Below are 26,195 nucleotides of genomic sequence, written 5' to 3' on the forward strand. Positions count from 1 at the left end.
CCCCTGGCCGCACCTGCGGCACAGGGGGTCACGATCCTGCGACGAGGCAGCCTCCGATGCGCCCGGACTGGAAGAAGGACAGGAACTTCACGGCAGATACCCTCAGGAGGCCTCGGCCGCGTCCGGTACCGCCGCATGCACGGCGATGACGCTGAGGCGCCGCACCTTGCCGTCGCGCGCGGCCCATTCGATCGACTGGCCGGCCGAAAGGCCGAGCAGGGCCGCGCCGACCGGCGTCAGCACGGAGATGCGCTGGCGGGAAATGTCGGCATCCTTCGGGAAGACGAGCTCGGCGGTCTGCGGCGGCTCGTCGTCGATGCGGAACTCGGCGACCGAGCCCATGCGCATGATGCCGGGCGCCATGCGGGCGTCGTCGACGACCTTGGCTCGGTCGAGCTCGACGGCGAGCTGTTCGGCGGCGTGCGGGTCGCGCTCGGCCAGCATGTCGGCAAGGTTCGACAGGCGCGCGTGTTCGGAGCGGGCAATGGTGATGGCAGGCGGACGGATGGCCTTGGTCTTGGTCATGGAAACCTCACGGCGCAGGGTCTTCGCGGCCCGGCGGGCACGCGGAAAATCGAAGTTCAGGGGGAATGTCGCGCTTTTCCGGCGCGGTTTTCGTGCAGAAACGAAACCGCTATTGCCCCACGGCCGGGGCGCGACGCGACCAAGCCGAGGGGCTAGTGTCCTGCGAGAGGAAACAACCGTTTCAAGAACCGGGCGATGGATTGCGTCGTGGTCATGCTGCCATGATGGCTTGAGGGCGCGGGCAAAGTCAAGCCGGACCGCTGCGGCGCGGCCGAACGTCGCCCCTGCGACGGTCTGGCGATTTGACAGACGCCAGGTTGGGGCGGAGAACGCCTCATCCCCACACGCAGGAGCCATATCATGATCGAGGACCTTTTCGCCCGGAACAAAACCTGGTCCGCCGAGCGCAAGGCCGAGAAGGCCGACTATTTCGACCGCCTCGCCAATCTGCAGCAGCCGGACTATCTGTGGATCGGCTGTTCCGACAGCCGCGTGCCGGCCAATGTGATCGCCGGGCTGGAGCCGGGCGAGGTCTTCGTGCACCGCAACGTCGCCAACCTCATCCATCCAGCGGACCTCAACATGCTGTCCGTGGTCGAATATGCCGTGCACCAGCTCGGGGTGAGGCACATCATCATCTGCGGGCACTATGGCTGCGGCGGCATCCGCGCCGCCGTCAGCGGCGAGCGCTTCGGCCTCATCGACCATTGGCTGCAGCCGGTCCGCGACGTGGCGGACCGGCGCTTCGCATGCCGGGAATGCACGCCCTGGAGCGATGCCGACTTCGACCGGCTCTGCGAGGCCTCGATCGCCGCGCAGGTGGAGCGGCTTGCCCGCACGCCCACCCTCCAGGCAGCCTGGCAGGCCGGCCGCGACATTTCCATCCACGGCTGGGTCTACGGCTTGAAGGACGGGCTGCTTTCTGATCTCAAATGTACGGTGAAAGGTGGCCAGGGAGGGCAAGCCCATGCCGGTGGAGATCAAGCGCATCTATGACGAACCCGATCCGGCGGACGGGACACGCATCCTCGTCGACCGGCTCTGGCCGCGCGGCCTTTCCAAGGAGAAGGCCGGCTTCGACCTCTGGATGAAGGATGTGGCGCCCTCTTCCGCCCTGCGCAAATGGTTCGACCACAAGCCGGAGCGCTGGCCGGAATTCCAGGCGCGCTACCGGGAGGAGCTGCTGGGCAATCCGGCGCTGGAGGACCTCAGAGAACGCATCGCCGCCGGTACGGTCACGCTGCTCTATGGCTCGCGCAACCGGGATTTCAACCATGCGGCCGTGCTGGCCGATGTGCTGAGGAACGGGATCTAGGGCCTCCGCCCCTTCCGGCGATGACTGCAAGATTCTTGCTGGCAGGCTGCAAGAGAATTCATTTGTCACGGACCGGCAAGCCGGCCATTTTCTCCTCGTAACATGAGGAGCAGGCATCGATGTCCGAGCGAACGGCGATCGAGGTTCAACCGGAAACCGTTGCCGCGGCGCATGGCGTTGCGAGCGACGCCGCCTTCGGCGCGGTGGCCCCGCCCCTCTACCTTTCCACCACCTACGAATTTGCGGATTTCGACACGCCGCGCGCCTATGACTATGGCCGCGTCGGCAATCCGACGCGCGATCTCCTGGCGGATGCCATCAGCAGGCTGGAGGGCGGGGCCGGCGCGGTAATGACGCCGAGCGGCATGGCGGCCGTCGATCTTCTTGTCGGGCGGCTTGCGGCCGGCAGCCTGGTGCTGGCGCCGCACGACTGCTACGGCGGCACGATGCGCCTGCTCAAGGCGCGCGCCGCGCTCGGCCAGCTCTCGCTGCGGCTGGTGGACCAGTCGGACCTCAATGCCTTCAAGGCGACACTCTGGGATCACCCGGCGCTGGTGCTGATCGAGACCCCGAGCAACCCGCTGATGCGCGTGGTGGACATAGCCACCCTTGCCGCGCTGGCGAAGGCCGCGGGCGCGCGCGTCGCCGTCGACAACACCTTCCTATCGCCCGCCTTGCAGAAACCGCTGTCGCTCGGCGCCGACTATGTGCTGCATTCGACGACGAAGTTCCTCAACGGCCATTCGGACGTGATTGCCGGCGCGGTGATCGCCGCCGATGCGGAGGAGGCGCGCGGCCTGAAGCACTGGGCCAACGTGACCGGCGCGACGGCCGCGCCCTTCGATTCCTGGCTGACGCTGCGCGGGCTGAGGACCCTCTTTGCCCGCATGGCGGGGCAGGAGCGCAATGCCATGGCGATCGCCGAGCGGCTTTGCGCGCATCCCGCCGTTTCCCGCGTGCACTATCCGGGCCTTGCCGACCATCCGGACCACGCGCTCGCCGCGCGCCAGCAGCAGGGATTCGGCGCGATGATGAGCTTCGAGCTTGCCGGCGGCGTTCCGGCGGTGCGGGCCTTCGTGAAGGGGGTGCGCTGCTTCACCTTCGCCGAATCGCTCGGCGGCGTCGAAAGCCTCGTCGCCCATCCCGCCACCATGACCCATGCCGACATGGGGGCGGAAGCGCGCGGCAAGGCCGGCATCGGCGACGGACTGCTGCGGCTTTCCGTCGGGCTCGAACATGCCGACGACCTGCTCGCCGGGCTCGAAGCCGGCCTTTCGGGCTGTTGAAGTGTTTTCATTCGCAATCGCCCTGCACTGTCGAAAGGGAGGACATGATGGAGGCCGATGACAACATTCCCGCCACCTTCGCCTCGCCGGCCTGCTTCATGCACGAGGTCGACCCCCGCTACACGGGCCTGCCCGGCCCGCTCGACCGGCAGGCCTGGACGGATGTCGACCGCTGGCGCAGAAGCGAACGCGAACGCCTGATCGCCGCGCGCCTCGCCGTGCCGGCCGAGATGCGGGCACGCCAAAGCGAGGCGATCGCCGCCGGCATCGTGGCCGAGATCGGCGACGTTAGGGGACGCATCGTCAGCGCCTACTGGCCCTTCCGCGGCGAGCCTGACCTGCGGCCGCTGCTTGCCGAAATCGCCAAGCGGGGCGGGCGCACGGCGCTGCCGGTCGTCGTCGAGAAGGGTCGGCCGCTGGAATTCCATCTCTGGCAGGCGGGCGATCCGCTTTCCCGCGGTGTCTGGAACATCCCGATACCGGCCGAGCGCAACCGCGTCCTGCCGGATATCGTGCTTTCGCCGGTCGTCGGCTACGATGCCGCCTGCTACCGGCTCGGCTATGGCGGCGGTTTCTTCGACCGGACGCTGGCGGCCATGCCGGCCCGGCCGCGCGTCATCGGCCTCGGCTACAGCGCCGCGCGTCTTCAGACGATCTATCCGCAACTGCACGACATTCCGATGGACCTGATCGTGACGGAAACCGGCACCGTGCGCCCCGCGCCTCAGGCGGAGGTTTCCACCGTGCGCGCCTTGACATAGAGCGCCCGGCCGGCGAACCAGCCGTTGACCGCCGCGCCGAGGCCAAGCAGCACGAAGAGCACGGCGCTCCAGGCGAAACTGCCGGTCCAGCCGCGGATGAGCCCGACGATCAGCGGGCCGATGGCGGCGAGCAGATAGCCGACGCATTGCGCCATGCCCGAGAGATGCGCCGCCACATGCGGATCGCGCGTGCGCAGCACGATGACGGTGAGCGCCACCGCGATCAGCCCGCCCTGCCCGATGCCCTGCAGCACCGCCCAGATCCAGACCGTGGAAAGCGGCGCGAAGAGCAGGCCGAGAAGGGCGACGACGGCCAGGCCGCAGAGCACGACATTGATCAGCCGCTGGTCCCTGCCGCGCACGGCGATATGCGGCGCGACGAGGCAGGACGCGGCCTGCACCATGACGGAGACCGACACGATGGCCCCGGCGGTGACGCCATCGAGACCGCGTTCGCGCAGGATCGGCACCAGCCAGCCGAAGACGCAATAGGCGAGCGCCGATTGCAGGCCCATGAAGAGCGTGACCTGCCAGGCCAGCCTGTCGCGCCACAGCCCCTCGACCCGGAAGCCGGTGCGCGCGGCCTGCTTGCGCGTCGCCAGCACCTGCGGCAGCCACAGAAAGCCGACGACGAGCGCCGGCAGCGCCCAGACCGCAAGCGCCCCGTCAAGCGAGCCGCCGAGCATGTGCTCGATCGGCAGCGTCAGGCCGGCGGCACTCGCCGCGCCCGCGCAGAGCGCCATCGTGTACCAGCCGGTCATCAGCGCCGCCTTGTCGGGGAAATCGCGCTTGACGAGGCCGGGCAGCAGCACGTTGCCGACCGCGATGCAGGCGCCGGCAAGCGCCGTGCCGAGGAAGAGCAGCGGAACGGAGGAAAGGCCGCGCAGCGCCGTGCCGAGCGCCAGGAGGAAGACGACGAGGAGCAGCGTGCGCTCCGTGCCGATGCGCTGGGCAAGGCGCGGCGCCAGCGGCGAGAACAGGCCAAGGCAGACGACGGGCAGCGTCGTCAGGAGGCTGGCGCCGGTGGCCGAAAGGCCGAGCGTGTCGCGGATTTCCGGCAGCAGCGCCGAGGCACTGGAAAAGACCGGCCGCAGGTTGAAGGCGATGAGCACGAGGCTGACGCCGAGCAGGAAGCGCGCGGCGGCGGCCTTCGGCCGGTACGGCGCGGGCGCCGGCACGCTGTCGGCTTCGGCGTCGATCAGGTCGATCGCGCCGGGATCGTTCTCGGCAAGATGGGTCATGACATCAGCAACCGGTCGAGGGCGGACAGGACCGGCGCCATGAAGCGGCGGACGGCGGCATCGGCGGCATCCGGATCACCGCTCTCGATGGCATCGACGATGGCGACATGGGCGGCCATGTCGGGTTCCGGCAGGTCCTGGCCGAGGGTCGCCTCGATGGTTTCGGCAATGAGCGTGGAGAAGAAATCGTACATGCCGATCAGCACCGCATTCTGCGAGGCGGCGATCACGGCCTGGTGGAAGGCGAAATCGCGGGCGATGAAATCAGCCCTGTCGTTTTCCGCGTATGGGCCGCGGGCGGCAAGCAAGGCCCGAAGACCGGCGATGACGGTCGGCGTGTGGCGCAGCGCCGCAAGCCGCGCGGCCTCCGCATCCAGCGCCAGGCGCGCCTCGAACTGGTCGCGCAGGCCGGCGCGCCGGGCCATGCCGAGCGGACGCGCCGTATCGGCCGTCGAGAGCACATAGGTGCCGGAGCCCTGCCGCGTCTCGAGATAGCCCTGCGCAGCGAGGACGCGCACCGCCTCGCGCACCGTGCCGCGGCTGACGGAGAGCATGGCCGAGAGCGTCGCCTCGTTCGGCAGCTTCTGGCCCACCGCCCAGCGGCGCTCCAGGATTTCGGTGCGGATCGCCTCGACGGCGGTATCGGCGAGATTGGTCTTGTTGAGGGGGTGCATGATATCAGTCATAAAGTCATCGGATGACTTTATGACTAGCTCTCTTCCATGTGGTAGTCAAAGGAAATCGGCAAACGCGTCTGCCTGAAACCCCTCCCCATAGGAGGAGGGGCTTAACCTGCGGCACTCTTGTCGAGAAAAGCAGGCTGCCAGCCTCCCGCCCCTCGTGGGGAGATGCCGGCAGGCAGAAAGGGTCCTCTTCTGCCCCTACGCCTTTCATAAACCGGCTGACGGAATACGAAAGACGGAAACCTTAGCCGGCTACGATGGGTGCCGTGCGGGCCGCAAGCCATTCGGCGGCCTCGGGCTCCAGCAGGCCGTCCATCGCCGCGGCGACCTCGGCGTGGTAGGCGTCCAGCCAGCGGCGCTCAGCCTCCGTCAGGCAAGCGCGATCGGCAAGGCGCAGGTCGATCGGCACCAGCGTCAGCGTGCGGAAGCGCAGGAAGCCGTCCGTATCGGCCACCACTTCCACCTGGTTCTCGATGCGGATGCCGTATTCGCCGGCCTTGTAGTAGCCAGGCTCGATGGTCGTCACCATGCCGGGGACGAGCACGATCTCGTTGATGCGGCGGTCGAAGCGCTGCGGCTGCTCGTGCACCGAGAGGAAATGACCGACGCCGTGGCCGGTGCCGTGATCGTAGTCGAGGCCGAGGTCCCAGAGCGGGCGGCGGGCGAAGGCATCGACATGGTGGCCGCAGGTGCCGGCGGGAAATTTCAGCGACATCATCGAGATGAAGCCCTTCAGCACGGCGGTGTAGCTACGCCGCACCTCGTCGCTCACAGGCGCGATCGCGGTGGTGCGCGTGGCGTCCGTCGTGCCCGAAAGATACTGGCCGCCGGAATCGAGGAGATAGACACTCTTGGCGGTGATCGGCGCATTGCTCGCGGCGCTTGCCGCATAGTGGCACATGGCGGCGTGGCCGGCGGCAGCCGAGATGGAGCGGAAGCTCGGCTCGACGAAGGTCCCGGACATCTGCCGGAAGGCGAGGATGCGTTCCTCCGCCTCCAGTTCCGTTATCGGCCGGCCGCCGGCCGCGCGCGGGGCGGCATGCCGTTCCAGCCAGGCGAGGAAGCGGATCCAGGCCGCGCCGTCGAGCCGGTGGCAATCGCGAAAGCCGGCGAGCTCGACCGGGTTCTTGATCATCTTGGCGAGCGTGACGGGGCTGCGGGCGAGCCGCACCGTGCCGCCCGCCGCCCGCACCGCATGGGCGACGGCCGACGGCGCGAAGGCCGGATCGAGCAGCAGGGTGCGGCCGGAGGCGGCGGCGCGGGCACGCTCCAGCAGCATTTCCGGCGCGGCCATGGTCACGCCATCGAGCTCGAAATCGGCAAGGTCGTTCGGCAGCTTGCGGTGGTCGACCAGCCATTCGACGGTGCCGGCGCGGTCGAAGATCAGGAAGGACTGCGGCATGGGATTGAAGGCGACATCGCTGCCGCGCACGTTGAGGAACCAGGCGATGTTGTCCGGCTGGGTCTCGACGAGGAAATCCGCGCCCTCCTTCGCCAGCATGGCAGCGATTCGCCCTTTTTTCCCGGCCACCGTCTCGCCCGCGTGGGAAAGCGGAAAGGCCGTGATCTTGCCGAGCGAGCGTTCCGGCTGGTCGGCCCAGACCGCATCGACGAGATCGCCCGCGACCGGCACCCAGTGGGCGCCCGCGGCCTCGGCGGAGGCCTGGCACTCGGCATCCCAGGTAGAAGGCAGCAGCATGGCGTTGAAGCCGACGCGCTCGCCGGGGCGCAGGTTCCTCGCCAGCCAGTCCTTCAGCGGCGCATCGTAGAAATGCTCGATGGAGAACAGGTCCGGGTCGATCTCCTCGCGCACCTGCACCTGGTAGCGGCCGTCGACGAAGATCGCCGCGCGGTCGCGCATGACGATGGCGACGCCCGCCGAGCCGGTGAAGCCGGTGACATGGGCAAGACGGTTGTCATGGGCGGCGCAATATTCGCCCTGGTGCTCGTCGAAACGCGGCACGACATAACCGTCGAGCCCCTCTTCGGAGAGTCTTGCGCGAAGGGCGGCGACGGGGCCTACGGCCGGCGGCCGGGATTTCGGGATCATGGCATTGTCCTTGGATTGCGATGGGAAGGGATTTCAGGCGCCCGGCAGCGCTTCGGCGAAATGACAGGCCGCCAGGCCGGCGCCGGCCGGCCGGAGCGCCGGCTTCTCGCGACGGCAGATCTCGCCGGCATGCGGGCAGCGCAGGTGGAAGGGACAGCCCGGCGGCACGTCGAGCGGCGAGGGCAATTCGCCGGCGATGGCAGGCTTGCGCCGTCGCTTTGCGGGATCGAGCGAAGGCGCGGCGGCGAGCAACGCGCGGGAATAGGGATGCACGGGATTGGCGAAAAGCGGACCGGACGGACCGATCTCGACGATGGCGCCGAGATAGATGACGGCGACGCGGTGCGAGACGTGGCGGACGAGCCGGAGGTCGTGCGCGACGAAGAGCACCGTCAGGCCGAGCGTGTCCTGCAGCTCCATCAGGAGGTTGACGACCTGCGCCTGTACGGAGACATCGAGCGCGGAGACCAGCTCGTCGGCGACGAGGCAGGTGGGTTCCAGCGCCAGCGCACGGGCAATGCCGATGCGCTGGCGCTGGCCGCCGGAAAATTCGTGCGGATACTTGTCCGCCGCCCCCTCGGGCAGGCGCACGAGATCGAGCAGTTCCTCGACGCGCCGGCCGACCGCCGCGCCGCTGCGCATGCCGTGCACGGTGATCGCCTCCTCCAGCGCATCACGCACCGTCATGCGCGGATTGAGCGAGGTATAGGGGTCCTGGAACATCATCTGGACGCGGCGATTGTAGGCCCGCCGCCTTGCGCCCTTAAGGCCGACGACGCTTTCGCCCTCGAAGAGGATATCCCCCGCCGTCGGCCGGTTGAGGCCGGCGATGCAGCGGGCGAGCGTGGACTTGCCGCAGCCCGATTCCCCGACGATGCCGAGCGTCTCGCCGGGCATGACGTCGAGCTCGACGCCGTTCAGCGCCGAGACGACCTTCCGCGGCCGTCGTGCGACGGCATCGGCGAGCGAGCGGGGTTTGGTGAACCTCATCGAGAGATCGCGGATGGAGAGAAGTGGGGCAAGGCTCATCGGGCCGCCTCCCGTGCGGAGAAAAAGGCCGCGGCCTCGGGGAGCCGGTGGCAGGCGACATGCCTGCCACCCGAAAGCGCGGCAAGAGGGGGCCGGGCATCCCGGCAATCGGATCCGGCGACCGGGCAGCGCGCCGTGAAGGCGCATCCCGCCGGCATGGCGGAGAGCGCAGGCGGCGCGCCGGGAATGGAATAGAGCGGCGTGCGCGGCGGCACGTCGCGCGGAATGGAACGCAGGAGGCCGAGCGTATAGGGGTGGCGGGCATCCCCGATCACCGCCGCCGTCTCCCCGGTCTCGCAGAGCCGCCCGCCATACATGACCGCGACGCGGTCGCAGGTCTCCGCCACGACGGCCATGTCATGGGTGACGAGGATCATCGCCATGCCGAGCTCTTCGGCGAGCGACTGGATGAGGCGCAGGATCTGGTCCTGGATCGTCACGTCGAGCGCCGTCGTCGGCTCGTCGGCGAGAAGCAGGCGCGGATTGGAGGCGAGCGCGATGGCGATCATCACCCGCTGGCGCATGCCGCCGGAAAATTCGTGCGGATAATCGCCGAGCCGGCTGCGCGCGGCGGGAATGCCGACCATGTCGAGCAGCTCGACGGCGCGCGCCTTGCGGGCGCGGGCATCGAGATCCGTATGGGCGAGGAGGTTTTCCTCGATCTGCAGGCCGACCGTCAGCAGCGGGTTGAGCGAGGACATCGGCTCCTGGAAGATCATGGCGATCTCCCGCCCGCGCACGGCCCGCAGGCGCGTCTCGTCGAGCGCGGCAAGGTCGCGGCCCTTCCAGAGGATTTGCCCGAAGACCCGGCCGCGCGGCTGCACGATGCCGAGGATCGAGCGCAGCGTGATGCTCTTGCCCGAGCCGGATTCCCCGACGAGGCCGAGGATCTCGCCTTCGCGGACCTCGAAGGAGACGCCATCGACGGCGACGAGCGGGTGCGCGGCAGGACCGAATTCGGTGCGCAGGTCGCGCACCGCAAGAACGACCGGTTTTTCCATGTCAGCGTCCTTTCGGGCGAAGCAGGTCCGCCAGCGCATCGCCGAGCAGGCTGAAGCCGAGGCCGGTGACGACGATGGCGATGCCGGGCGTAAGGCTCATCCACCAGGCGGTCATCAGGAAGTTGCGGCCTTCGGCGATCAGCACGCCCCATTCGGCGGCCGGCGGCTGGGCGCCGAGGCCGAGATAGCCGAGCGAGGAGCCGAGCAGGATGGCGAGCGCCATGTCGGTCATCCAGTAGACGATGACGGGGGAAATGGCGTTGGGCAGCAGGTGGCGGAAGATGATGCGGGTGTCGGAATAGCCGAGCACGCGGCCGGCGGCGGCATAGTCGTTCGCCTTCTGCGCCATGATCTCCGCCCGCGTCAGCCGGGCATAATAGACCCAGTTCACGGCGGTGATCGCCACATACATGTTGACGAGGCCGGGCCCGAGCACGGCGACGATGGCGATGACCAGAACCAGGAAGGGAAAGGTGATGATGGCATCGACGCAGCGGCCGAAGATCATGTCCGCGATGCCGCCGTAATAGCCGACGATGGCGCCGGTGGTGACGCCGATGAGGAGCGCGAAGACGGTGGCGAAGAAGGCCATCTGCATGTCGACCGAATAGGCCCAGATGACGCGCGAGAGCATGTCGCGGCCGAAATTGTCGGTGCCGAAGAGATGGGCGAGGCTCGGGCCCTGCTGGATCGCGTCGAGATCGAAGGCCAGCGGGTCGTAGGGCGCGAGGACCCCGGGGAAGAGGGCGAGCGCCAGCGACAGGACGAGGATGGCAAAGCCGGTGACGAAGGCGGGCTTGGCGAAGGCGCGGGCGAGGAAGGCCTTGAGCCGGGACGGCCTTGCGGCGGGAAGGGTGACGGCGCTCATGACTGGCGAAGCCTCGGATCGAGCCAGGACTGCACGACATCCGTCAGGAGGAAGACGACGGAAACGAGCACGGCGAAGGTGAGCGTCAGGCCCTGGATCAGCGGATAGTCGCGCGCAAAGATCGCCTCCAGCATCAGCCGGCCGACGCCCGGCACGGCAAAGACCGTCTCGGTCACCAGCGTGCCGCTCATCAGATTGCCGATGGACAGGCCCAAGAGGGTGACGGTGGAGACCATGGCGTTGCGCAGCACATGGCGCGTCATGACGATGCGCGGGGAAAGACCCTTGGCTCTCGCGAACTGGACATAGTCGGCATCCAGCACCTCGATCAGCGAGGCGCGCAGGTTTCGAAGGATGATCGCCGACGTGTAGAGCGCGACGGAAAGCGCCGGCAGGATGAGGTGGTAGAGATTGTCGAGGAAACTCGTGCCGTAGCCGCCGACGGGAAAGAGACGGAGCTTTGCGGCGAGCACCGTCAGGAGCAGAAGGCCGATATAGAAGACCGGCATCGACAGGCCCACCTGGAAGACGCTGCGGATCGCGATGTCGGCCGCGCCATTGGCCCGGGCCGCAGCGAGGAAGGCGAGCGGCCCGGCAAGACAGATCGCGAGCACGACGGAATAGAGCGCCAGGAAGATCGTCGTCGGCAGGCGGGCGAGGATGACCTCGGTGACCGGCGCCTTCAGCATGATCGAGCGGCCGAGATCGCCCGTCAGCGTGTTCTTGACGAAGACGACGAACTGCACCGGCAGCGGCTGGTCGAGGCCGAGATTGCGGCGGATCTGCTCGATCTGCGCATCGGTCGCCTTGGCCTCGGCCATGGCGATGGCCGGATCGCCCGGCAGGAGGCGCACGATGAGGAAGATGAAGACCATCACCAGGAGGAAGGTGGGGATGATCTGCACCAGCCGCGCCAGAAGATAGGAAAGCGAAGGCATGGGAGGAACCTCAGGCCGCCTGCCGAACGCCCGAGGGCATGGGGCAGGCGACGTTCAAGCGGTTGTCACTTTCTGGCGCGCCAGGCTTCCGAAAAATCGTTCGCGCCGAGCGGGGTCTGCACGTAGCCCTCGATGGAGCGCGAGACGGCGACGGCAAAGGGCGTCTCGAAGAGGAAGAGCAGCGGCGCCTCCTGCGCATAGATCTCCTGCATGCGCTTGTACTCGCCCCTGCGCTTTTCCGGATCGACCTCGGAATTCGACTTTTCGAAGAGGTCGTTGAACTCCGCATTGTTCCAGCCGGTGCCGACGGCCTGCCGCTGCTTGTAGTAACCGAGCCAGCCGGTGACCTGCGCCGGGTCGTTCACGTCATTCGCCCAGCCGTAGGTGTGGATGTCGAAGGCGCCGGAGCGGTTCTTCTCGCCACGCGTCGGGTTGTCGACCTGCTCGACCGTGAGATCGATGCCGAGCGGCGCCCACATCTGCTGGAGCGCGGTGAAGAGCGTGGCGTCGTCGGCGCTGCCGGCAAGCGTCGTCAGCTTCACCTCGAAGCCGCCGGAAAGACCGGCCTCGCCGAGCAGGGCCCTGGCCTTTTCCGGATCGTAGGGATAGAGCGGCTCGGGGCCGTAATGAAGCTGCGTCGCGGCCGACATCAGCGAGGTCATCGGCTTGCCGGTGCCGAAGGTGACCAGCTTGATCAGCACGTCCTTGTTCGTCGCATAGTTCAGCGCCTGGCGCACCTTCACGTCGGCCAGCGGGTTCTTTGCCCCGTCGGCGCGCGCCTCGCGCGTGTTGATCGGCGCATAGACGATGCGCGTCGAGGGAAAGAGCTCCATCTTGAGATCCGGATCGGCCCCGAGCTCCCCGACGCGGGCGAAGGGGATGAATTCGGCCGCGTCGACCTCTCCGGCCTGCAGCTTCAGGATGCGCGTCGCATCATCGGGGATGACGGTGAAGTCGACCGCGTCGAGATAGGGCAGCGGCTTGCCGTCCTCGCCGGGGCGCCAGTAGTTCGGGTTGCGGGCAAAGCTCATGCTGGCGCCCTGCACGCGGCTCTTCAGCATGAAGGGGCCCGAGGTGACCGGGCCGCCCGCGAAGAAGGCCTGCGCCTTCTCCTGGTCCGTCGCGCCCGCCGCCTTCTCGAAGGCCGCCTTCGGCATGATGCCGGTGTTGAAGGTCGCAAGGATGGAGAGGATGGTCGGATCGGGCTGCTTCAGCGCGAGGGTGACTGTATCGCCCTCGGCCGCCACGCTTTCGACCGAGCCGAGCAGGCCGGCCCAGGGGCCGAGATCGGGATTGCGCGCCCGGTCGAGCGAGAAGACGACATCCTCCCCGGTGATCGGCGAGCCATCGGAGAACCTGAGGCCGTCCCGCAAGGTCAGCGTGATCGTCTTGCCGTCGGCGGAAACCGCGTGGCTTTCGGCAAGGCCGGGCACGATGGAACCATCCGGGCCGTTGCGCAGCAGCGTTTCGTAGAAGGCGTTGATCATCCACAGGTCGGGATTCCGGTCGGCATAAACAGGGTCGATGATCGCCGAATCGTCATAGCGGGCAAAGCTCATCGAGCCGCCGCGCTCGATGGCGAGCGCCGAGGTTGCGGCGGCAAGGCCGAGGGCCGCGCCCAGGAAAAGTGGCAGCAAAGGCGTCATGTCATTCCTCCTCGATAGTCCCGGCGAGGCCGGGTGCCTGCATTTTTGGATATTGGATCCAATTCTTTCGGACAGAGTGCGCCCCTCTCCGGCATGAAAACGCAGACGTTCGTGTTGATCCCCCTTAAAAACCGGCCGCAGGCGCGATAGGCTCACGGGCTTGCGCAACCGACTTTAGCCAAACTAAAGTCCATCATGCGATGCAAGTCAAGCGGAAAGCCACGATGACCCTCGACGACGACAAGATGCCCGCCAGCGATGCCGAAGGAAGCGGCAGCGACATGCCCGCGCCCGCCGCGCTCGGCCAGATGCTGCGCCAGCGCCGCAAGGCGATCGGCAAGACGATGAAGCAGGTGGCGCTGGAGGCGGGCCTGACCGAGGGCTTCATCAGCCAGATCGAACGCGGGATTTCGACGCCCTCGCTGATCTCGCTCTACAACGTCGCCAACGCGCTCGGCACCAGCGTCGACACCTTCCTGTCGCAGCCGCCGCGGCACGAGCATTCCATGGTCTCCCATGCCGGCGAGCGGCCCGGCTACAACGTGGCGACGAAGGACCGGGTCTATGAACTGCTCGAACGCGGCTTTCCCGGCGCCATGCTGAACGGCTGCATCACCCAGATCCCGGAAGGCTACGTCTCCGAGCTGACGAGCCATGAGGGCGAGGACTTCATCTACCTGATCGAGGGCGAGATCCTCTACGAGGTCGACGGCAAGGACTATCACCTGAAGGCCGGCGACACGCTGCACTTCCCCTCGAAACTGCCGCACCGGGCCCGCAACATCGGCAAGGGCCCGGCGCGTGAACTCTGGGTCGGCACGACCCGGATCATCAAGGAGGACTGACCGCCTTACTGCTTGCGCGGCCAGGTGTCGGCGAGGCGGTACCCCGCCGGCCACGGATCATCGGGATCGAGCATGACCTGGCTGGTGCCGGTGATCCAGGCGCGGCCGGAGATTTCCGGCACGATGGCCGGGCGGCCGCCGACCGTGGTTTCGCCGACGATGCGGCAATCGAAGCGCGAATCGAGGATCGAATAGCCGGAGAAGCTCTGGCCGAGCCTGATCTGGCCGCGCGCATGCAGCAGGGCCATGCGGGCCGAGCAGCCGGTGCCGGTCGGAGAACGGTCGAGCTTGGCCGGCTGGATGACGACCGTGTTGCGGCCGTGAAGCGCGCCGTCGCGCTCCTCCACCGGCAGCGTCAACTGGCAGAAGGAGATGTGGTTCCATTCCGGGTTTTCCGGATGGGTGAAGCCAAGCTGCTCGTTGGCCGCCTTGGTGATGCGGATGCCGGTCTCGGCCAGTTCCCGCGCCTCGTCCGGCGTCACGGCAAAGCCGAGCGCGCGGGCATCGGCGAAGACGAAGCTGTCGCCGCCATAGGCGGTGTCGACGGTGAGCGTGCCGAGGCCCTCCACCTCCAGCTTCGCATCCAGCTTATCGGCAAAGGAGGGCACGTTGGTGACGGTGATGCGCTCGGCCTTGCCGTTGCGGCAGGTGGCGACGACATTAACCAGCCCGCCCGGCGCCTCCAGCACCATGCGGGTCTCCGGCTCGACCATGGGCACGATGCCGCTGTCGAGCAGCACGGTGGAGACGCAGATCGAGTTGGAGCCGGACATCGGCGGCGTGTCCTCCGGCTCCATGATGATGAAGCCCATGGTGGCGCGCGGATCCTTCGGCGGCACGAGCAGGTTGATGTGGCGGAACACGCCGCCGCGCGGCTCGTTCAGCACGAAATTGCGCAGGGTCTTGTCCTCGGCGATGAATTTGCGCTGCTCCCACAGCGTCTTGCCGGGCGGCGGGGCCACGCCCCCGACGATGACGTCGCCCACCTCGCCCTCGGCGTGGCAGGAAACGATGTGGATGACCTTGCTGCTGCGCATGGTTCTTGCTCCGATTTCAGGCTGTTTCGGCGCGAGCGGGCTTGCCTTGCCGACCGCGATATCGTTTCATAGAAAAATTGGATCCAATATACAATCGTGTTTTGCATGACATCGCCGCGGCGGGGCTCTGTTGCCCCGCTCCCGGTTTCGACCTATGACCGATCGCTTCATTCCACCGGGGTGCGACGTGATGAAATTTGCTGCCGTCGATGTCAGGCAGGCCGCTTCGGCGGCGGACATCGTCTATGAGGCCCTGCGCAAGGCGATCATCGAAGGCGACCTTGCCGAAGGCGAGAACCTTCGGCAGGACCAGATCGCGCAGATGTTCAACATCAGCCGCATCCCCGTGCGCGAGGCCCTGTCACGGCTGGAGCAGCACGGCCTCATCACCACCCAGCGCTACAAGGGCGCCGTGGTGGCCGGCCTGTCGATCGAAGAGATCGAGGAGATCTTCGAGTTCCGCGCGCTGATCGAGGCGGAGGTCATCCGCCTCGCCGTGCCCAATCTCGACCGGGAGGCGCTGGAAAAGGCGCGGCGCCATTGCGACGCCTTCGACCGGGAGACCGACCCGCACCGCTGGGGCGAGATCAACCGCAACTTCCATTACAGCCTCTACGAGGCCTCGCGCCGGCCGTATTACCTGCAGAACGTGCGCTCCTCGCTCGACCGCATCGACCGCTACCTGCGCGCCCAGCTATCCTTCACCAACGGCGTGCCGCGCGCCGGACGAGAGCACGAGGCGATCCTTGCCGCCTGCGAACAGGGCGACGCGGACCTCGCCTCGCGGCTGACGCGCGACCACATCCTTGATGCCGGCCGATCGCTGATGACGTTCCTGCGGGAGCAGCGGGGCTGAGCGGAAGGCTCCCCGGCCGGCCATTCGTCCGTGCGCGGCGCCTGCCCTTGACTATCCCATCGGCTGGAAAACCGGCGCGGCGCGAGCGGGAACCGCCGGCACCGCCTCTCGTCAAAACTCTTCCCAGTCCCCGTCGTTCCCCTTGTCCTGCCGCACGCCGAGGGCGCCGGCCAGCTTTTCGCTGAGCGCCAGGGCCGGCGAGGCGACGGGGCGCGAACCGCCGGTGGCGGGCTTGACGTTCCACTGGCCGGGCGACTTGCGGGCCAGTGCCGGCGCCGGGGCGGGCGCTGCGGGCGAGGGAGCCGGGGGCGTGGCGGACGACACGACATGCAGGTGCGGCGCGTGCACCGTGCGGCCGGCGGCCGCGCTGCCGCCGACATTGAAGCGGCCGATCAGCGCGTTGAGCGCCTGCACCTCGGAAGCAAGGCCGTGGCTCGCGGCGGTCGTCTCCTCCACCATGGCGGCGTTCTTCTGCGTGCCCTGGTCCATCGCATTGACGGCGGTGTTGATCTCCTGGAGACCGGTCGACTGTTCGCGCGCCGCCTCGACGATCGCCTGGACGTGGCCGTTGATCTCCTGCACCTCGGTGACGATCGCCTGCAGTGCGCGGCCCGTATCGTCGACGAGGGAGACGCCGGAGCGCACCTGCTCGCCCGAGGTGGTGATCAGCGCCTTGATCTCCTTGGCGGCCTTGGCCGAGCGCTGGGCGAGCTCGCGCACCTCCTGCGCCACGACCGCAAAGCCCTTGCCCGCCTCGCCCGCCCGGGCCGCTTCCACACCCGCATTAAGGGCAAGGAGGTTGGTCTGGAAGGCGATCTCGTCGATGACGCCGATGATGCTGGTGATCTCGCTGGAGGACTTCTCGATCTCCTGCATGGCCGAGACGGCGCGGCGCACGATCTCGCCGGATTTTTCCGCGCCCGAGCGGGTGCGCGCGACGAGCTGGCCCGCCTCCTCCGCCCGCCGGGTGGAATCCTTCACGGTGGTGGTGATCTCTTCGAGCGCGGCGGCGGTCTCCTCGACGGAAGCCGCCTGCTGCTCGGTGCGGCGCGAGAGATCGTCGGCCGCGGCGCGGATCTGGCTGGCGCCGGCGTCGATCGCACGGGCATTCTCACCGACCTCGCGCAGCGCATCGCTGAGGCGCGAGACGGAGGCGTTGAAATCCTCGCGCAGCCGGTCGAGGTCGCCGTCGAAGGGTTTTTCGATGCGGCAGGTCATGTCGCCGCTGGCAAGCCTGCCGAGCGCATCGGCAAGGCTGGCGACGGCCTCCTGCACGCGGCCGCTGTCGCGGGTGCGCTCGGCCTCGCGCGCCTGGCGCTCGCCCTCGGCCCGGCGGCGGTCGTCGTCGCCCTGGCGCTCCAGGCGCTGGCGCTCGGCGGCATTGTCGCGGAAGACGGCGACGGTGCCGGCCATCTCGCCGATCTCGTCCTTGCGATCGGCATGCGGGATGGTGACGGCGGCATCGCCGTCGGCCAGCTTCTTCATCGCGCCGGCAAGGCCGGTGAGCGGCCTGACGACGCGGCGGTTGACGAGGAAGATCGCGGCGATCGCCAGGCCCATGGAGATGGCAAGCGATGCCCAGGTGAGCGCGAAGGCAGAGCCTTCCTCGCCGCGGGCCGAGAGGATCGTCTCGTCCGTCACCTTCCGGGTGCTGGCCACGAGGTCGTTCAGCGAAGCGCTGATCGCATCGGCGCTCGCCTGCATCGGCCCCTTGTAGACTTCCAGCGCCGGCCCCTTGGCGGCGATGGCGGAGAACTGGATGAGTTTTGCGGAATCGTCGAGATAGGTCTTCAGTGTCGCCTTGATGCCGTCGATTTCCGCAGCGGCTGCCGCATTGCCGCTGTTGGCCGCGCCATAGCTGTCGACCATGCCGGCAAAGGCGTCGGCGCGCTCCTTGATGCGCGCCTCGATGCGGCCGATCTCGTCGGGATCCATCGAGAGCAGGTGCTCCGAATAGGTCGCGTTGAGCTCGGCGAAGGCGTGGCTGAGCTGCAGGATGCGGCTCATCTCGGGCATGCGCTCGGCGCCGATGCGCTCGATATGGCCGGTCATCGCCGAGAGGGAGCGGAAGGCGACGGCGCCTTGCAGGGCGCCCAGCACGACCATGAGGACGAAGAGCGCGGGCAGGAGCCTGCTGATCCGGACATTACGCATGACAGTTCCCTGATAGTCTTCGACGACCCGGCTTCGTGCGGGTGCGCAGAAGTGTAGGAGCGGTCGTTTAACGCAGGCTTAATGCGCGGCTCCGACCTCCTGCCTTGCCGGCCGCTTTTCCACATCCTACATGCGGGAACGAACAGGAGTTTTCGATGATCCTCAACGCCGCCCGCCTTTCGCTCGCCAATCTCTTCGCCCCCGAGACGCGGGGCGTGTTCTGGAAGGTCATCGGGCTTACCCTTCTCGCGCTCATCGTCCTGTGGTTCGGCCTTCGGGAAACCTTCACCGCCTTCGCCTGGCCCTTCCTGCAGGGCATGGTGATGCCCGACCTGCCGGAATGGGCGGGCTGGCTCACCTTCGTCTTCGGCATCCTCGCCAGCATCGGCCTCGCGCTCGGGCTCGCCCTCCTGCTCGCGCCGGTGACGGCGATCATCGCCGGCTTCTTCCTCGACGACGTCGCCGAGGTCATCGAGAAGCGCGACTATCCCGGACAGGCTGCCGGGCAGGCGCTGCCGCTCGGCCAGGCGATCGCCGGCTCGGTCAAGTTCCTCGGCATCGTCATCCTCGGCAACCTTCTCGCCCTCTTCCTGCTGTTCATTCCCGGCGTCAACCTCGTCGCCTTCTTCCTGGTCAACGGCTACCTGCTCGGCCGGGAATTCTTCGAATTCGCGGCGATGCGCCACCGCCCGCCGGCGGAGGCGCGCCTGTTCCGGGCCAAGCACGCCGCGACGGTGCTGATCGCCGGCCTGCTCATTGCCGCCTTCCTGGCGATCCCGATCGTCAACCTGCTGACGCCGCTCTTTGCCGCCGGCCTCATGGTGCATCTCCACAAGGCGCTGAGCGGCAAGGACCCCGGCTTTTCACTGCGGCAGAACTGACGCATCGTACAGGGCCGCATAGTCGGCATTCGGCGGGATCGGCGTGATCACGTCGATCATCACGCCGTTCGGATCGGCGGTGATGAAGTGGCGCTGGCCGAAGTCCTCGTCGCGGATGTCGCGCAGGATCGGCAGGCCGGCGGCGCGCACCGCCTCATAGACCGCATCGACGTCCTCCACCTCGAAGTTCAGCAGCAGGCCGGAAACCTTGCCGCGGCCGACGGCCGGGATCGTCTCGTGGCTGCCGTCGAGCACGGCGAGCGTCACCTTCTCGTCCTCGCTGGACTGGAGATGGATGTACCAGTCGCTGGTGAAGAGGGCCTCGAAGCGGAAGTGCTTTTCGTAGAAGGCAGCGGTGCCCGCCACGTCGTCGGTCATGATCACCGGATAATAGCTGGTCGTCTTCATCGGGTTGCTCCTTTTTGCGTTTTCCACATGTCGGACGGCAAACCATGCAGGGTTTTGCTGGATTTGCCGGCGCAATAAACATACAATCTGCATGTTTCTATCAATTAACATACATTCTGATTGTATGCAAAGGGGAAAAATGGCACGCAGCAACAAGGAGCGCACGGAAGCGACCCGCCTCGCGCTGATCGAGGCGGCCCGGCGGCTTTTCGTGGACAGGGGATATGCGGACACGGCGACGCCCGACATCGTGGCAGAGGCCGGGGTGACGCGCGGCGCGCTCTATCACCATTTCGAGGACAAGAAGGCGCTGTTCCGCGCCACGCTGGAGCGCGAAGCGGCGGCCGTCGCCGCCCATATCGACACGGTCTCGCTGCCCGCCGGCTCGCCGCGCGAGGCGCTGCTATCAGGCGCCGCCGCCTATTTCGATGCCATGGCTGTGCCCGGCCGCACGCGCCTGCTGCTGCTCGAGGCCCCCGCCGTGCTCGGTTTCGAGGGCGCCGGCGCGATCGACCGGGACAATGCCGAGGGCACGCTGAAGGCAGGGCTTTCCGACCTCATCGGCAAGGGCGTGGACGCAGCAAGGCTGCAGGCCCTGACGGACCTCATCTCCGCCGCCTTCGACCGCGCGGCGATCGCCATCGAGACGGGCGCGGACCGCAAGGCCTATGAGGACGCGGTCGCCAGCCTGCTGGACGGGCTCGTCAGGGCGTAGGGCCGAAAAGCTGCGGCGGCAGCTCCACGAGCGGCGCCGGCACGTCGCAGGTCTTCTCCGGCGACTTGCACAGATCGGCGATGATACAGTGCTCGCATTCCGGCCTGCGCGCCTTGCAACAGTACCGCCCGTGCAGGATCAGCCAGTGGTGCGCGTGATAGAGATATTCGTCCGGGATGATGCGGATCAGCCGGTCCTCCACCTCGTCCGGCGTCTTGCCGGGCGCGAGGCGGAGGCGATTGGCGATGCGGAAGATATGCGTGTCGACCGCCAGCGTCGCCTCGCCGAAGGCCATGGACAGCACCACATTCGCCGTCTTGCGCCCGACGCCGGGCAGCATGACCAGCTCCTCGCGGGTGCGCGGCACCTCGCCGCCGAAGCGGTCGACGAGCATCTGGCCGAGCGCGATGACGTTCTTCGCCTTGTTGCGGTAAAGGCCGATCGTCTTGATGTAGTCGCGGACCTTTTCCTCGCCGAGCGCCAGCATCTTTTCCGGCGTGTCGGCGACCTTGAAGAGCGCGCGGGTCGCCTTGTTGACGCCGGCATCCGTCGCCTGGGCGGACAGCGCCACGGCGACGACGAGCGTGAACGGATTGACATGCTCCAGTTCGCCCTTCGGCTCCGGCCGCTGGATGGAGAAGCGCCGGAAGATCTCCTTCAGCTCGTCCTGCGAATAGAGGCTCTTCGGCCGCGCCGGCGCCTTGCGCCGGGGCGCCGCTTTCTTCTTGATCGTTCCGTTTTCCATGGTGCTTCCGCAGGACGCATGTCATCGCCGCAAAACCGCTACACAGTTTTGCGCGACTTGCTTATAGTCATGCCCCATGACGCAAGGCAACGCCGACATCGCGATGAACGACCTGCCGGTCTTTTCCGCCGAACTGCACCCCTACCGGTCGCTCGGGCGGAGCGGCCACCGCATCTTCTTCCTCATTACGGGCGCGCTCAGCTTTGCCCACATGGCCGTTTTCATGATCTCCGGCGCCTGGCCGGTCGTCCTGTTCTTCGGTCTCGATTTCCTCGTGCTCTTCGGCGCCTTCTGGCTGAACAACCGGGCGGCGAAGGCCCGCGAGGTGGTCTTTCTCTCGCGCACCAACATCTCGATCCGCAAGATCAGCCCGTCGGGCCGCGAGACCGAGCACGTCTTCAACCCGTTCTGGGCGCGCTTCCTCGTCTCGCGCAAGGCGAAGATCGGCATCACCGCCATGCATGTGCGCGGCAACGGCCGTGAGACGGATGTCGGCACCTTCCTGCCGCTCGACGACCGCGAGCGTTTCGCCTCGGCCTTTTCCGGCGCGCTCGCCCGCGTGAAGCGCGGTTACTAGGGCGGTTCTCGCAGGAATCGGGTGGCGGGCGCGGCGGGGGCGTGCTTTTCTGGCGGCACAGGAGAAGAACGATGAACATTGCCGCAACCCTGAAGACCGACATCACGCCCGAGGGCGACGACTACACGACCGTCCGCCGGGTCATCGAGCTCATCACCGAGGATTATCGCGACCAGCCGGGCCTCGATGAAATCGCCGGCCGGCTCGACCAGTCGCCGACGCAGTTGCAGAAGACCTTCACCCGCTGGGCCGGCCTCTCGCCGAAGGCCTTCCTGCAGGCGGTGCCGCTCGACCATGCCAAGCGGCTGCTGCGCCAGGAGGAACTGCCGCTGCTCGAGACGAGCTTCGAGGTCGGCCTTTCCGGCCCCGGCCGCCTGCACGACCTCTTCGTCACGCACGAGGCGATGTCGCCCGGCGAATGGAAGGCGCGCGGCGCGGGCCTGACGATCCGCTACGGCCTGCACCCCTCGCCCTTCGGCGGGGCGCTCGTCATGATCACCGACCGCGGCCTTGCCGGCCTTGCCTTCACCGACGAGGCCGACGGCATGGACGCTTTCGAGGACATGTCCTCGCGCTGGCCGAACGCGCATTATGTGGAAGACCGCGAGGCGACCGCCGCCTATGCGGAACGCATCTTCGATCCGAAGCGCTGGGATCCCAAGGCGCCGCTGCGCGTCGTGCTGATCGGCTCGGATTTCCAGGTCCGCGTCTGGGAAGCGCTCTTGCGCATTCCGATGGGCTGCGCGGTCACCTATTCGTCGATCGCCGAAAAGCTCGGCCAGCCGACCGCCTCGCGCGCCGTCGGCGCCGCCGTCGGCCGCAACCCCATCTCCTTCGTCGTGCCCTGCCACCGGGCGCTCGGCAAGAGCGGGGCGCTGACGGGCTACCACTGGGGCCTGACGCGCAAGCGCGCGATGCTCGGATGGGAATCGGGCAAGGCCTGATGAGCGGGCTGCCCCTCACCCTAACCCTCTCCCCGCAAGCGGGGAGAGGGGACGTGCCCCACGCCACGCTGTTGTTTTAGCAAGCCGGTGCGGCATATCCCCTTCTCTCCGCTTGCGGGGAGAAGGTGCCGGCAGGCGGATGAGGGGCCCTGCCGGCCGGAAGGCGTCAAAGGACAGCGCTCAGTGCGCGCCCGACATGTCCCCGAGCACGTCCTTCGACTTCACCGTCGAGTCCGCGTTCAGCACGTAGACCATCGGCACGCCGGTGGCGAGGTTGAGCTTCAGGATCTCTTCCTTGGAAAGCTTGTCGAGCACCATCACCAGCGAACGCAGCGAATTGCCGTGGGCGGCGACGAGCACCTTCTCGCCGCGCAGCACGCGGGGCAGGATTTCCGTGAGATAGTAGGGCCAGACGCGGGCGCCGGTGTCGCGCAGGCTCTCGCCGCCCGGCGGCGGCACGTCGTAGGAGCGGCGCCAGATATGCACCTGCTCCTCGCCCCACTTGGCACGGGCATCGTCCTTGTTGAGGCCCGAGAGGTCGCCGTAATCGCGCTCGTTCAGCGCCTGGTCGCGGATCGTCTCCAGGCCGGGCTGGCCGATCTCGTCGAGGATGAGCGACAGCGTCTTCTGCGCGCGGGAAAGATCGGAGGTAAACGCGACATCGAACTTGATGCCGGTCTCGGCGATCGCCTTGCCGCCGGTCTTGGCCTCCTCGACGCCGAGCGCCGTCAGGTCCGGATCGCGCCAGCCGGTGAAGAGGTTTTTCAGGTTCCATTCGCTCTGGCCGTGGCGAACGAGGACGAGAGTTCCGCTCATATGGTCTGTCTCCTGAGGGTTAGCATCGTTCCGAAACGTGGATACCGGTTTTCGGACAAAACGATGCGAAAAAGAAAGAAAAGATCAGTTGAGCCCGAGCACGTCGAGCATGGAATAGAGGCCGGGCTTCCTGTCGCGCGCCCAGAGCGCCGCCTGCACGGCACCGCGGGCGAAGATCGAGCGGTCCGTCGCGCTGTGCGACAGGGTCACGATCTCGCCCTCGCCGGCCAGCATCACCGAATGCTCGCCGATGACCGAGCCGCCGCGCAGCGTGGCAAAGCCGATCGAGCCCGCGGGGCGCGGCCCGGTATGGCCGTCGCGCACGCGCACCGAATGGTCGGCAAGCGAAATGCCGCGACCCTTCGCGGCCGCATTGCCGAGCAGCAGCGCGGTGCCCGAGGGCGCATCGACCTTGTGCTTGTGGTGCATTTCCAGCACCTCGATATCCCAATCGCCGGGGCCGAGCGCGCGGGCGGCGGTCTCGGTGAGGACGCCGAGCAGGTTGACGCCGAGGCTCATATTCCCGGACTTGACGATGCGGGCGTGGCGGGCGGCGGCCTTGATCTTCTCGTCATCGGCCGGCGAGCAGCCGGTGGTGCCGATGACATGCACGATGCGCGCCTGCGCGGCGAGGCCAGCACATTCGATCGTTGCGGCGGGCGCCGTGAAATCCAGGACGCCCTCCGCCGCGACAAAGGCTTCGAGCGGCTTGTCGGTGACGGGAACGCCGATCGGCCCCAGGCCGGCAAGCTCCCCCGCATCGCGGCCGATGAAGGGCGAGCCTTCGCGCTCGACCGCCGCGAAGACCGCCGCGCCCTCGATCGCGTGGATCGTGCGGATCAGCGTCTGGCCCATGCGGCCCGCCGCCCCCACGACGACCAGCTTCATTGCGTTGCCGCTCATGTCCCGTTCCATCCCTTCTGCGGAGCGCCGGCGCGCTCCCGTTCCTGTCTTTCCGCAAGGTCACCCTTTTGGAGCGACCTATTTGCCCGTGCTGCCGGCGGCGGGTGCCTGGAGGCTGTTGAGGCGAGCGTAGAGACCGTTCTCCCGGCTCGCAAGCGCCTCGTGCGTGCCCTCTTCGGCGACCGTTCCGCCCTGCATGACGATGATCTTGTCGGCCCGCACGATGGTGGAGAGCCGGTGCGCGATGACGACCACGGTGCGCCCGCTCATCGCCTCGTCGAGCGCCTTCTGCACCGCCTGCTCGGATTCCGTGTCGAGCGCCGAGGTCGCCTCGTCGAGCAGGAGGATCGGCGCACCCCGCACCAGCGCACGGGCGATCGACAGCCGCTGGCGCTGGCCGCCGGAAAGCGTCACGCCGTTCTCGCCGACGGGCGTGTCGTAGCCGAGCGGCTGGGCGAGGATGAAATCATGCGCATAGGCATGGCGCGCCGCCTCCTCGATCTCCGCATCCGTCGCATCGGGGCGGCCGTAGCGGATATTGTCGCGGATCGTGCCCTCGAAGAGATAGGGCTGCTGGGAGACATAGGCGATGGCGTTGCGCAGCGACTGTTTCGTCACATGGGCGATGTCCTGCCCGTCGATGAGGATCTCGCCCTCTTCCGGATCGTAGAAGCGCGGGATGAGGTTGATGACCGTCGACTTGCCGGCGCCGGACGGCCCGACGAGCGCCGTCGTGCGTCCGCCCTCGGCGGTGAAGCTCACGCCCTTGAGGATCGCCTCGTTTTCCGAATAGCCGAAGCGCACGCCCCGGAAGGTGATCGTGGCGTCGGAAACGACGAGCGGCTTTGCATCCGGCCGGTCGGCCTGGCGCGGCTTCAGGTCGAGGACCTCGTAGATCATGCGGGCATTGACGACCGCGCGCTCCAGCGAGACCTGCAGGCGGGCGAGGCGCTTTGCCGGGTCGTAGGCCATCAGCAGCGCCGTGACGAAGGAGAAGAAGGCGCCCGGCAGCACGCCGCCATAGATCGAGCGATAGGCGGCATAGGCGAGCACGCCGGCAATCGCCGCACCGGCGAAGGTCTCGGTCATCGGCGCGGTGCGTTCGGTCAGCCGCGCGATGCGGTTGGAGCGGCTTTCGGCCCGGTCGATGATGCCCTCGACCTTGGTCTTAAGCTGCGCCTCCATGGTGAAGGCCTTGACGATGGCGATGCCCTGGATCGTCTCCTGCATGGCGCCGAGCACATGGCTGTTGAGCTCGACGGATTCGCGCGTGGCGCTGCGCAGGCGCCTGGAGACGTAGCGCAGGCCGATCAGGAGCGGCGGGGCGACGACGAAGACGATCAGCGTCAGCAGCCAGTCCTTGGAGATCATCACGCCGATGAGGGCGACGAGAGTCAGGAAATCGCGCGCGACCGACGTCACCGTCATGTTCAGGACATCGCGGATGCCGGTGACGTTCTGGCTGATCTGGGCGGCGAGATAGGCCGAGCGCGATTCGTTGAAATAGCCGACGCTGAGCGCCATCAGGTGCGAATAGAGCCGGCGCTGATAGCGCGCGACGATGTTGTTGCCGATCTTCGACAGGATGACGGCCTGGTAATAGGTGGCGAAGCCGCGCAGCACGAAGGCGATGAAGATCGAGCCGCAGATGAGGGCGACGAGGTCGGCGCGCTTGTTGGCGAAGGCCTCGTTGACCACCGATTCCATGATCCAGGCGGTAAAACCCGTCGTGCCGGCGACGACGGCGAGGCAGAGGATGGCCAGAATATAGCCACGGACGTGCTCGCGGCCGTTTTCGGCGATGATGCGCTTGAGCACGGTGGCGACGGTGTCGGAGCTGACGTGTGGGCGCTCGGTTCGACTCTTATCGGCCAATAAACTGACTTTCCTGCACGGTCCTGCGGCACCGGGAGGATGTGCCGCGCTGGACCCGCTCTATAGGGGCTCGGCCCCTCTTTGGCGAGTCCGGGG

Annotated in this window: 26 protein-coding genes; 10 read left to right on the plus strand and 16 right to left on the minus strand. The window is 67.4% G+C overall.

The window, feature by feature from the left end:
- Nucleotides 1-102: 102 nt before the first annotated feature.
- Nucleotides 103-525 (minus strand): nucleoside diphosphate kinase regulator, encoded by a 423-nt coding sequence (rnk, locus tag EV665_RS20115; protein WP_064332186.1) that lies wholly within the window; start codon nt 523-525, stop codon nt 103-105.
- Between the two features lie 360 nt (nt 526-885).
- Between rnk and EV665_RS20120 the strand changes: the two genes are divergently transcribed.
- From EV665_RS20120 to EV665_RS20135, 4 genes are all read left to right on the plus strand, one after another.
- Entirely contained in the window at nt 886-1,521 is a 636-nt protein-coding gene (locus EV665_RS20120; protein ID WP_133035443.1) for a carbonic anhydrase, read from the plus strand.
- Nucleotides 1,493-1,840 carry a DUF488 domain-containing protein gene (locus EV665_RS20125; RefSeq protein ID WP_133035444.1) on the plus strand — a complete coding sequence of 116 codons (348 nt, stop codon included), beginning with the start codon at nt 1,493-1,495 and terminating at the stop codon, nt 1,838-1,840. The genes EV665_RS20120 and EV665_RS20125 overlap by 29 nt, the downstream gene beginning before the upstream one ends.
- 119 nt (nt 1,841-1,959) lie before the next feature.
- Entirely contained in the window at nt 1,960-3,126 is a 1,167-nt protein-coding gene (gene metB / locus EV665_RS20130; RefSeq protein ID WP_133035445.1) for a cystathionine gamma-synthase, read from the plus strand.
- A 47-nt stretch (nt 3,127-3,173) separates the two neighbouring features.
- On the plus strand, nt 3,174-3,887 hold the full coding sequence (locus tag EV665_RS20135; RefSeq protein ID WP_133035528.1) for a 5-formyltetrahydrofolate cyclo-ligase: 714 nt from the start codon (nt 3,174-3,176) through the stop codon (nt 3,885-3,887).
- On the opposite strand, the gene EV665_RS20140 is transcribed toward EV665_RS20135, so the two are convergent.
- The 8 genes from EV665_RS20140 to EV665_RS20175 all read right to left on the minus strand — a co-directional run bounded on the left by EV665_RS20140 (nt 3,851) and on the right by EV665_RS20175 (nt 13,343).
- Nucleotides 3,851-5,128 carry a CynX/NimT family MFS transporter gene (locus tag EV665_RS20140; RefSeq protein WP_133035446.1) on the minus strand — a complete coding sequence of 426 codons (1,278 nt, stop codon included), beginning with the start codon at nt 5,126-5,128 and terminating at the stop codon, nt 3,851-3,853. The two genes, EV665_RS20135 and EV665_RS20140, sit on opposite strands and share 37 nt — an antisense overlap.
- Nucleotides 5,125-5,802, minus strand: a complete 678-nt coding sequence (locus EV665_RS20145) for a FadR/GntR family transcriptional regulator (RefSeq protein ID WP_133035529.1) — start codon at nt 5,800-5,802, stop codon at nt 5,125-5,127. Before EV665_RS20145 ends, EV665_RS20140 begins: the two co-directional genes overlap by 4 nt.
- Before the next feature lie 253 nt (nt 5,803-6,055).
- Entirely contained in the window at nt 6,056-7,861 is a 1,806-nt protein-coding gene (locus EV665_RS20150; protein ID WP_133035447.1) for an aminopeptidase P family protein, read from the minus strand.
- A 33-nt stretch (nt 7,862-7,894) separates the two neighbouring features.
- Entirely contained in the window at nt 7,895-8,890 is a 996-nt protein-coding gene (locus EV665_RS20155) for an ABC transporter ATP-binding protein (protein WP_133035448.1), read from the minus strand.
- A complete protein-coding gene (locus EV665_RS20160) occupies nt 8,887-9,891 on the minus strand; it encodes an ABC transporter ATP-binding protein (RefSeq protein WP_245507775.1) in 1,005 nt (334 codons plus the stop codon). The genes EV665_RS20155 and EV665_RS20160 overlap by 4 nt, the downstream gene beginning before the upstream one ends.
- A gap of 1 nt (nt 9,892) precedes the next feature.
- Nucleotides 9,893-10,759, minus strand: a complete 867-nt coding sequence (locus tag EV665_RS20165; protein ID WP_133035450.1) for an ABC transporter permease — start codon at nt 10,757-10,759, stop codon at nt 9,893-9,895.
- On the minus strand, nt 10,756-11,697 hold the full coding sequence (locus tag EV665_RS20170; RefSeq protein WP_133035451.1) for an ABC transporter permease: 942 nt from the start codon (nt 11,695-11,697) through the stop codon (nt 10,756-10,758). Before EV665_RS20170 ends, EV665_RS20165 begins: the two co-directional genes overlap by 4 nt.
- 65 nt (nt 11,698-11,762) lie before the next feature.
- Nucleotides 11,763-13,343 carry an ABC transporter substrate-binding protein gene (locus tag EV665_RS20175; protein WP_133035452.1) on the minus strand — a complete coding sequence of 527 codons (1,581 nt, stop codon included), beginning with the start codon at nt 13,341-13,343 and terminating at the stop codon, nt 11,763-11,765.
- 224 nt (nt 13,344-13,567) lie between these two features.
- On the opposite strand from EV665_RS20175, the gene EV665_RS20180 reads away from it, so the two are divergent.
- Complete coding sequence (locus EV665_RS20180) at nt 13,568-14,188, plus strand: cupin domain-containing protein (RefSeq protein WP_162853113.1); 621 nt, start codon at nt 13,568-13,570, stop codon at nt 14,186-14,188.
- Between the two features lie 5 nt (nt 14,189-14,193).
- On the opposite strand, the gene EV665_RS20185 is transcribed toward EV665_RS20180, so the two are convergent.
- Nucleotides 14,194-15,225 (minus strand): trans-3-hydroxy-L-proline dehydratase, encoded by a 1,032-nt coding sequence (locus EV665_RS20185; protein ID WP_133035454.1) that lies wholly within the window; start codon nt 15,223-15,225, stop codon nt 14,194-14,196.
- A 190-nt stretch (nt 15,226-15,415) separates the two neighbouring features.
- Here EV665_RS20185 and EV665_RS20190 point away from each other — a divergent pair, with 190 nt between their 5' ends.
- On the plus strand, nt 15,416-16,081 hold the full coding sequence (locus tag EV665_RS20190) for a GntR family transcriptional regulator (protein WP_133035455.1): 666 nt from the start codon (nt 15,416-15,418) through the stop codon (nt 16,079-16,081).
- A gap of 111 nt (nt 16,082-16,192) precedes the next feature.
- Here EV665_RS20190 and EV665_RS20195 read toward each other — a convergent pair whose 3' ends face one another.
- Nucleotides 16,193-18,235 (minus strand): HAMP domain-containing methyl-accepting chemotaxis protein, encoded by a 2,043-nt coding sequence (locus tag EV665_RS20195; protein ID WP_133035456.1) that lies wholly within the window; start codon nt 18,233-18,235, stop codon nt 16,193-16,195.
- Nucleotides 18,236-18,390: 155 nt separating this feature from the next.
- On the opposite strand from EV665_RS20195, the gene EV665_RS20200 reads away from it, so the two are divergent.
- On the plus strand, nt 18,391-19,116 hold the full coding sequence (locus EV665_RS20200; RefSeq protein WP_064332171.1) for a sulfate transporter family protein: 726 nt from the start codon (nt 18,391-18,393) through the stop codon (nt 19,114-19,116).
- Here the strand turns inward: EV665_RS20200 and EV665_RS20205 are convergent.
- The gene (locus tag EV665_RS20205; protein WP_133035457.1) at nt 19,099-19,524 is read right to left on the minus strand and encodes a VOC family protein; all 426 of its coding nucleotides are present in this window, start codon (nt 19,522-19,524) and stop codon (nt 19,099-19,101) included. The genes EV665_RS20200 and EV665_RS20205 overlap by 18 nt on opposite strands.
- Before the next feature lie 139 nt (nt 19,525-19,663).
- Here EV665_RS20205 and EV665_RS20210 point away from each other — a divergent pair, with 139 nt between their 5' ends.
- The gene (locus EV665_RS20210; protein ID WP_064332169.1) at nt 19,664-20,239 is read left to right on the plus strand and encodes a TetR/AcrR family transcriptional regulator; all 576 of its coding nucleotides are present in this window, start codon (nt 19,664-19,666) and stop codon (nt 20,237-20,239) included.
- Here the strand turns inward: EV665_RS20210 and nth are convergent.
- Nucleotides 20,229-20,984, minus strand: coding sequence for an endonuclease III (gene nth / locus EV665_RS20215; RefSeq protein ID WP_133035458.1), 756 nt, complete (start codon nt 20,982-20,984; stop codon nt 20,229-20,231). The two genes, EV665_RS20210 and nth, sit on opposite strands and share 11 nt — an antisense overlap.
- Nucleotides 20,985-21,060: 76 nt before the next feature.
- On the opposite strand from nth, the gene EV665_RS20220 reads away from it, so the two are divergent.
- Both EV665_RS20220 and EV665_RS20225 read left to right on the plus strand, forming a co-directional pair.
- Complete coding sequence (locus EV665_RS20220) at nt 21,061-21,561, plus strand: DUF2244 domain-containing protein (protein WP_133035459.1); 501 nt, start codon at nt 21,061-21,063, stop codon at nt 21,559-21,561.
- 71 nt (nt 21,562-21,632) lie between these two features.
- Nucleotides 21,633-22,505 (plus strand): methylated-DNA--[protein]-cysteine S-methyltransferase, encoded by an 873-nt coding sequence (locus EV665_RS20225; RefSeq protein WP_133035460.1) that lies wholly within the window; start codon nt 21,633-21,635, stop codon nt 22,503-22,505.
- A 180-nt stretch (nt 22,506-22,685) separates the two neighbouring features.
- On the opposite strand, the gene EV665_RS20230 is transcribed toward EV665_RS20225, so the two are convergent.
- The 3 genes from EV665_RS20230 to EV665_RS20240 all read right to left on the minus strand — a co-directional run bounded on the left by EV665_RS20230 (nt 22,686) and on the right by EV665_RS20240 (nt 26,099).
- Complete coding sequence (locus EV665_RS20230) at nt 22,686-23,321, minus strand: 2,3-bisphosphoglycerate-dependent phosphoglycerate mutase (RefSeq protein WP_133035461.1); 636 nt, start codon at nt 23,319-23,321, stop codon at nt 22,686-22,688.
- Nucleotides 23,322-23,405: 84 nt separating this feature from the next.
- Complete coding sequence (gene dapB / locus EV665_RS20235) at nt 23,406-24,224, minus strand: 4-hydroxy-tetrahydrodipicolinate reductase (protein ID WP_133035462.1); 819 nt, start codon at nt 24,222-24,224, stop codon at nt 23,406-23,408.
- Nucleotides 24,225-24,302: 78 nt separating this feature from the next.
- Nucleotides 24,303-26,099 carry an ABC transporter ATP-binding protein gene (locus EV665_RS20240; RefSeq protein WP_133035463.1) on the minus strand — a complete coding sequence of 599 codons (1,797 nt, stop codon included), beginning with the start codon at nt 26,097-26,099 and terminating at the stop codon, nt 24,303-24,305.
- Between the last annotated feature and the right edge of the window lie 96 nt (nt 26,100-26,195).

This window comes from Shinella granuli, from assembly GCF_004341885.1.
GTDB classification, from domain to species: Bacteria; Pseudomonadota; Alphaproteobacteria; order Rhizobiales; family Rhizobiaceae; genus Shinella; species Shinella granuli.

Coding starts and splice junctions, on each gene's coding strand:
- rnk (WP_064332186.1), bottom strand. CDS start 525: ATGACCAAGACCAAGGCCATCCGTCCGCCTGCCATCACCATTGCCCGC.
- EV665_RS20120 (WP_133035443.1), top strand. CDS start 886: ATGATCGAGGACCTTTTCGCCCGGAACAAAACCTGGTCCGCCGAGCGC.
- EV665_RS20125 (WP_133035444.1), top strand. CDS start 1,493: ATGCCGGTGGAGATCAAGCGCATCTATGACGAACCCGATCCGGCGGAC.
- metB (WP_133035445.1), top strand. CDS start 1,960: ATGTCCGAGCGAACGGCGATCGAGGTTCAACCGGAAACCGTTGCCGCG.
- EV665_RS20135 (WP_133035528.1), top strand. CDS start 3,174: ATGGAGGCCGATGACAACATTCCCGCCACCTTCGCCTCGCCGGCCTGC.
- EV665_RS20140 (WP_133035446.1), bottom strand. CDS start 5,128: ATGACCCATCTTGCCGAGAACGATCCCGGCGCGATCGACCTGATCGAC.
- EV665_RS20145 (WP_133035529.1), bottom strand. CDS start 5,802: ATGCACCCCCTCAACAAGACCAATCTCGCCGATACCGCCGTCGAGGCG.
- EV665_RS20150 (WP_133035447.1), bottom strand. CDS start 7,861: ATGATCCCGAAATCCCGGCCGCCGGCCGTAGGCCCCGTCGCCGCCCTT.
- EV665_RS20155 (WP_133035448.1), bottom strand. CDS start 8,890: ATGAGCCTTGCCCCACTTCTCTCCATCCGCGATCTCTCGATGAGGTTC.
- EV665_RS20160 (WP_245507775.1), bottom strand. CDS start 9,891: ATGGAAAAACCGGTCGTTCTTGCGGTGCGCGACCTGCGCACCGAATTC.
- EV665_RS20165 (WP_133035450.1), bottom strand. CDS start 10,759: ATGAGCGCCGTCACCCTTCCCGCCGCAAGGCCGTCCCGGCTCAAGGCC.
- EV665_RS20170 (WP_133035451.1), bottom strand. CDS start 11,697: ATGCCTTCGCTTTCCTATCTTCTGGCGCGGCTGGTGCAGATCATCCCC.
- EV665_RS20175 (WP_133035452.1), bottom strand. CDS start 13,343: ATGACGCCTTTGCTGCCACTTTTCCTGGGCGCGGCCCTCGGCCTTGCC.
- EV665_RS20180 (WP_162853113.1), top strand. CDS start 13,568: ATGACCCTCGACGACGACAAGATGCCCGCCAGCGATGCCGAAGGAAGC.
- EV665_RS20185 (WP_133035454.1), bottom strand. CDS start 15,225: ATGCGCAGCAGCAAGGTCATCCACATCGTTTCCTGCCACGCCGAGGGC.
- EV665_RS20190 (WP_133035455.1), top strand. CDS start 15,416: ATGAAATTTGCTGCCGTCGATGTCAGGCAGGCCGCTTCGGCGGCGGAC.
- EV665_RS20195 (WP_133035456.1), bottom strand. CDS start 18,235: ATGCGTAATGTCCGGATCAGCAGGCTCCTGCCCGCGCTCTTCGTCCTC.
- EV665_RS20200 (WP_064332171.1), top strand. CDS start 18,391: ATGATCCTCAACGCCGCCCGCCTTTCGCTCGCCAATCTCTTCGCCCCC.
- EV665_RS20205 (WP_133035457.1), bottom strand. CDS start 19,524: ATGAAGACGACCAGCTATTATCCGGTGATCATGACCGACGACGTGGCG.
- EV665_RS20210 (WP_064332169.1), top strand. CDS start 19,664: ATGGCACGCAGCAACAAGGAGCGCACGGAAGCGACCCGCCTCGCGCTG.
- nth (WP_133035458.1), bottom strand. CDS start 20,984: ATGGAAAACGGAACGATCAAGAAGAAAGCGGCGCCCCGGCGCAAGGCG.
- EV665_RS20220 (WP_133035459.1), top strand. CDS start 21,061: ATGACGCAAGGCAACGCCGACATCGCGATGAACGACCTGCCGGTCTTT.
- EV665_RS20225 (WP_133035460.1), top strand. CDS start 21,633: ATGAACATTGCCGCAACCCTGAAGACCGACATCACGCCCGAGGGCGAC.
- EV665_RS20230 (WP_133035461.1), bottom strand. CDS start 23,321: ATGAGCGGAACTCTCGTCCTCGTTCGCCACGGCCAGAGCGAATGGAAC.
- dapB (WP_133035462.1), bottom strand. CDS start 24,224: ATGAGCGGCAACGCAATGAAGCTGGTCGTCGTGGGGGCGGCGGGCCGC.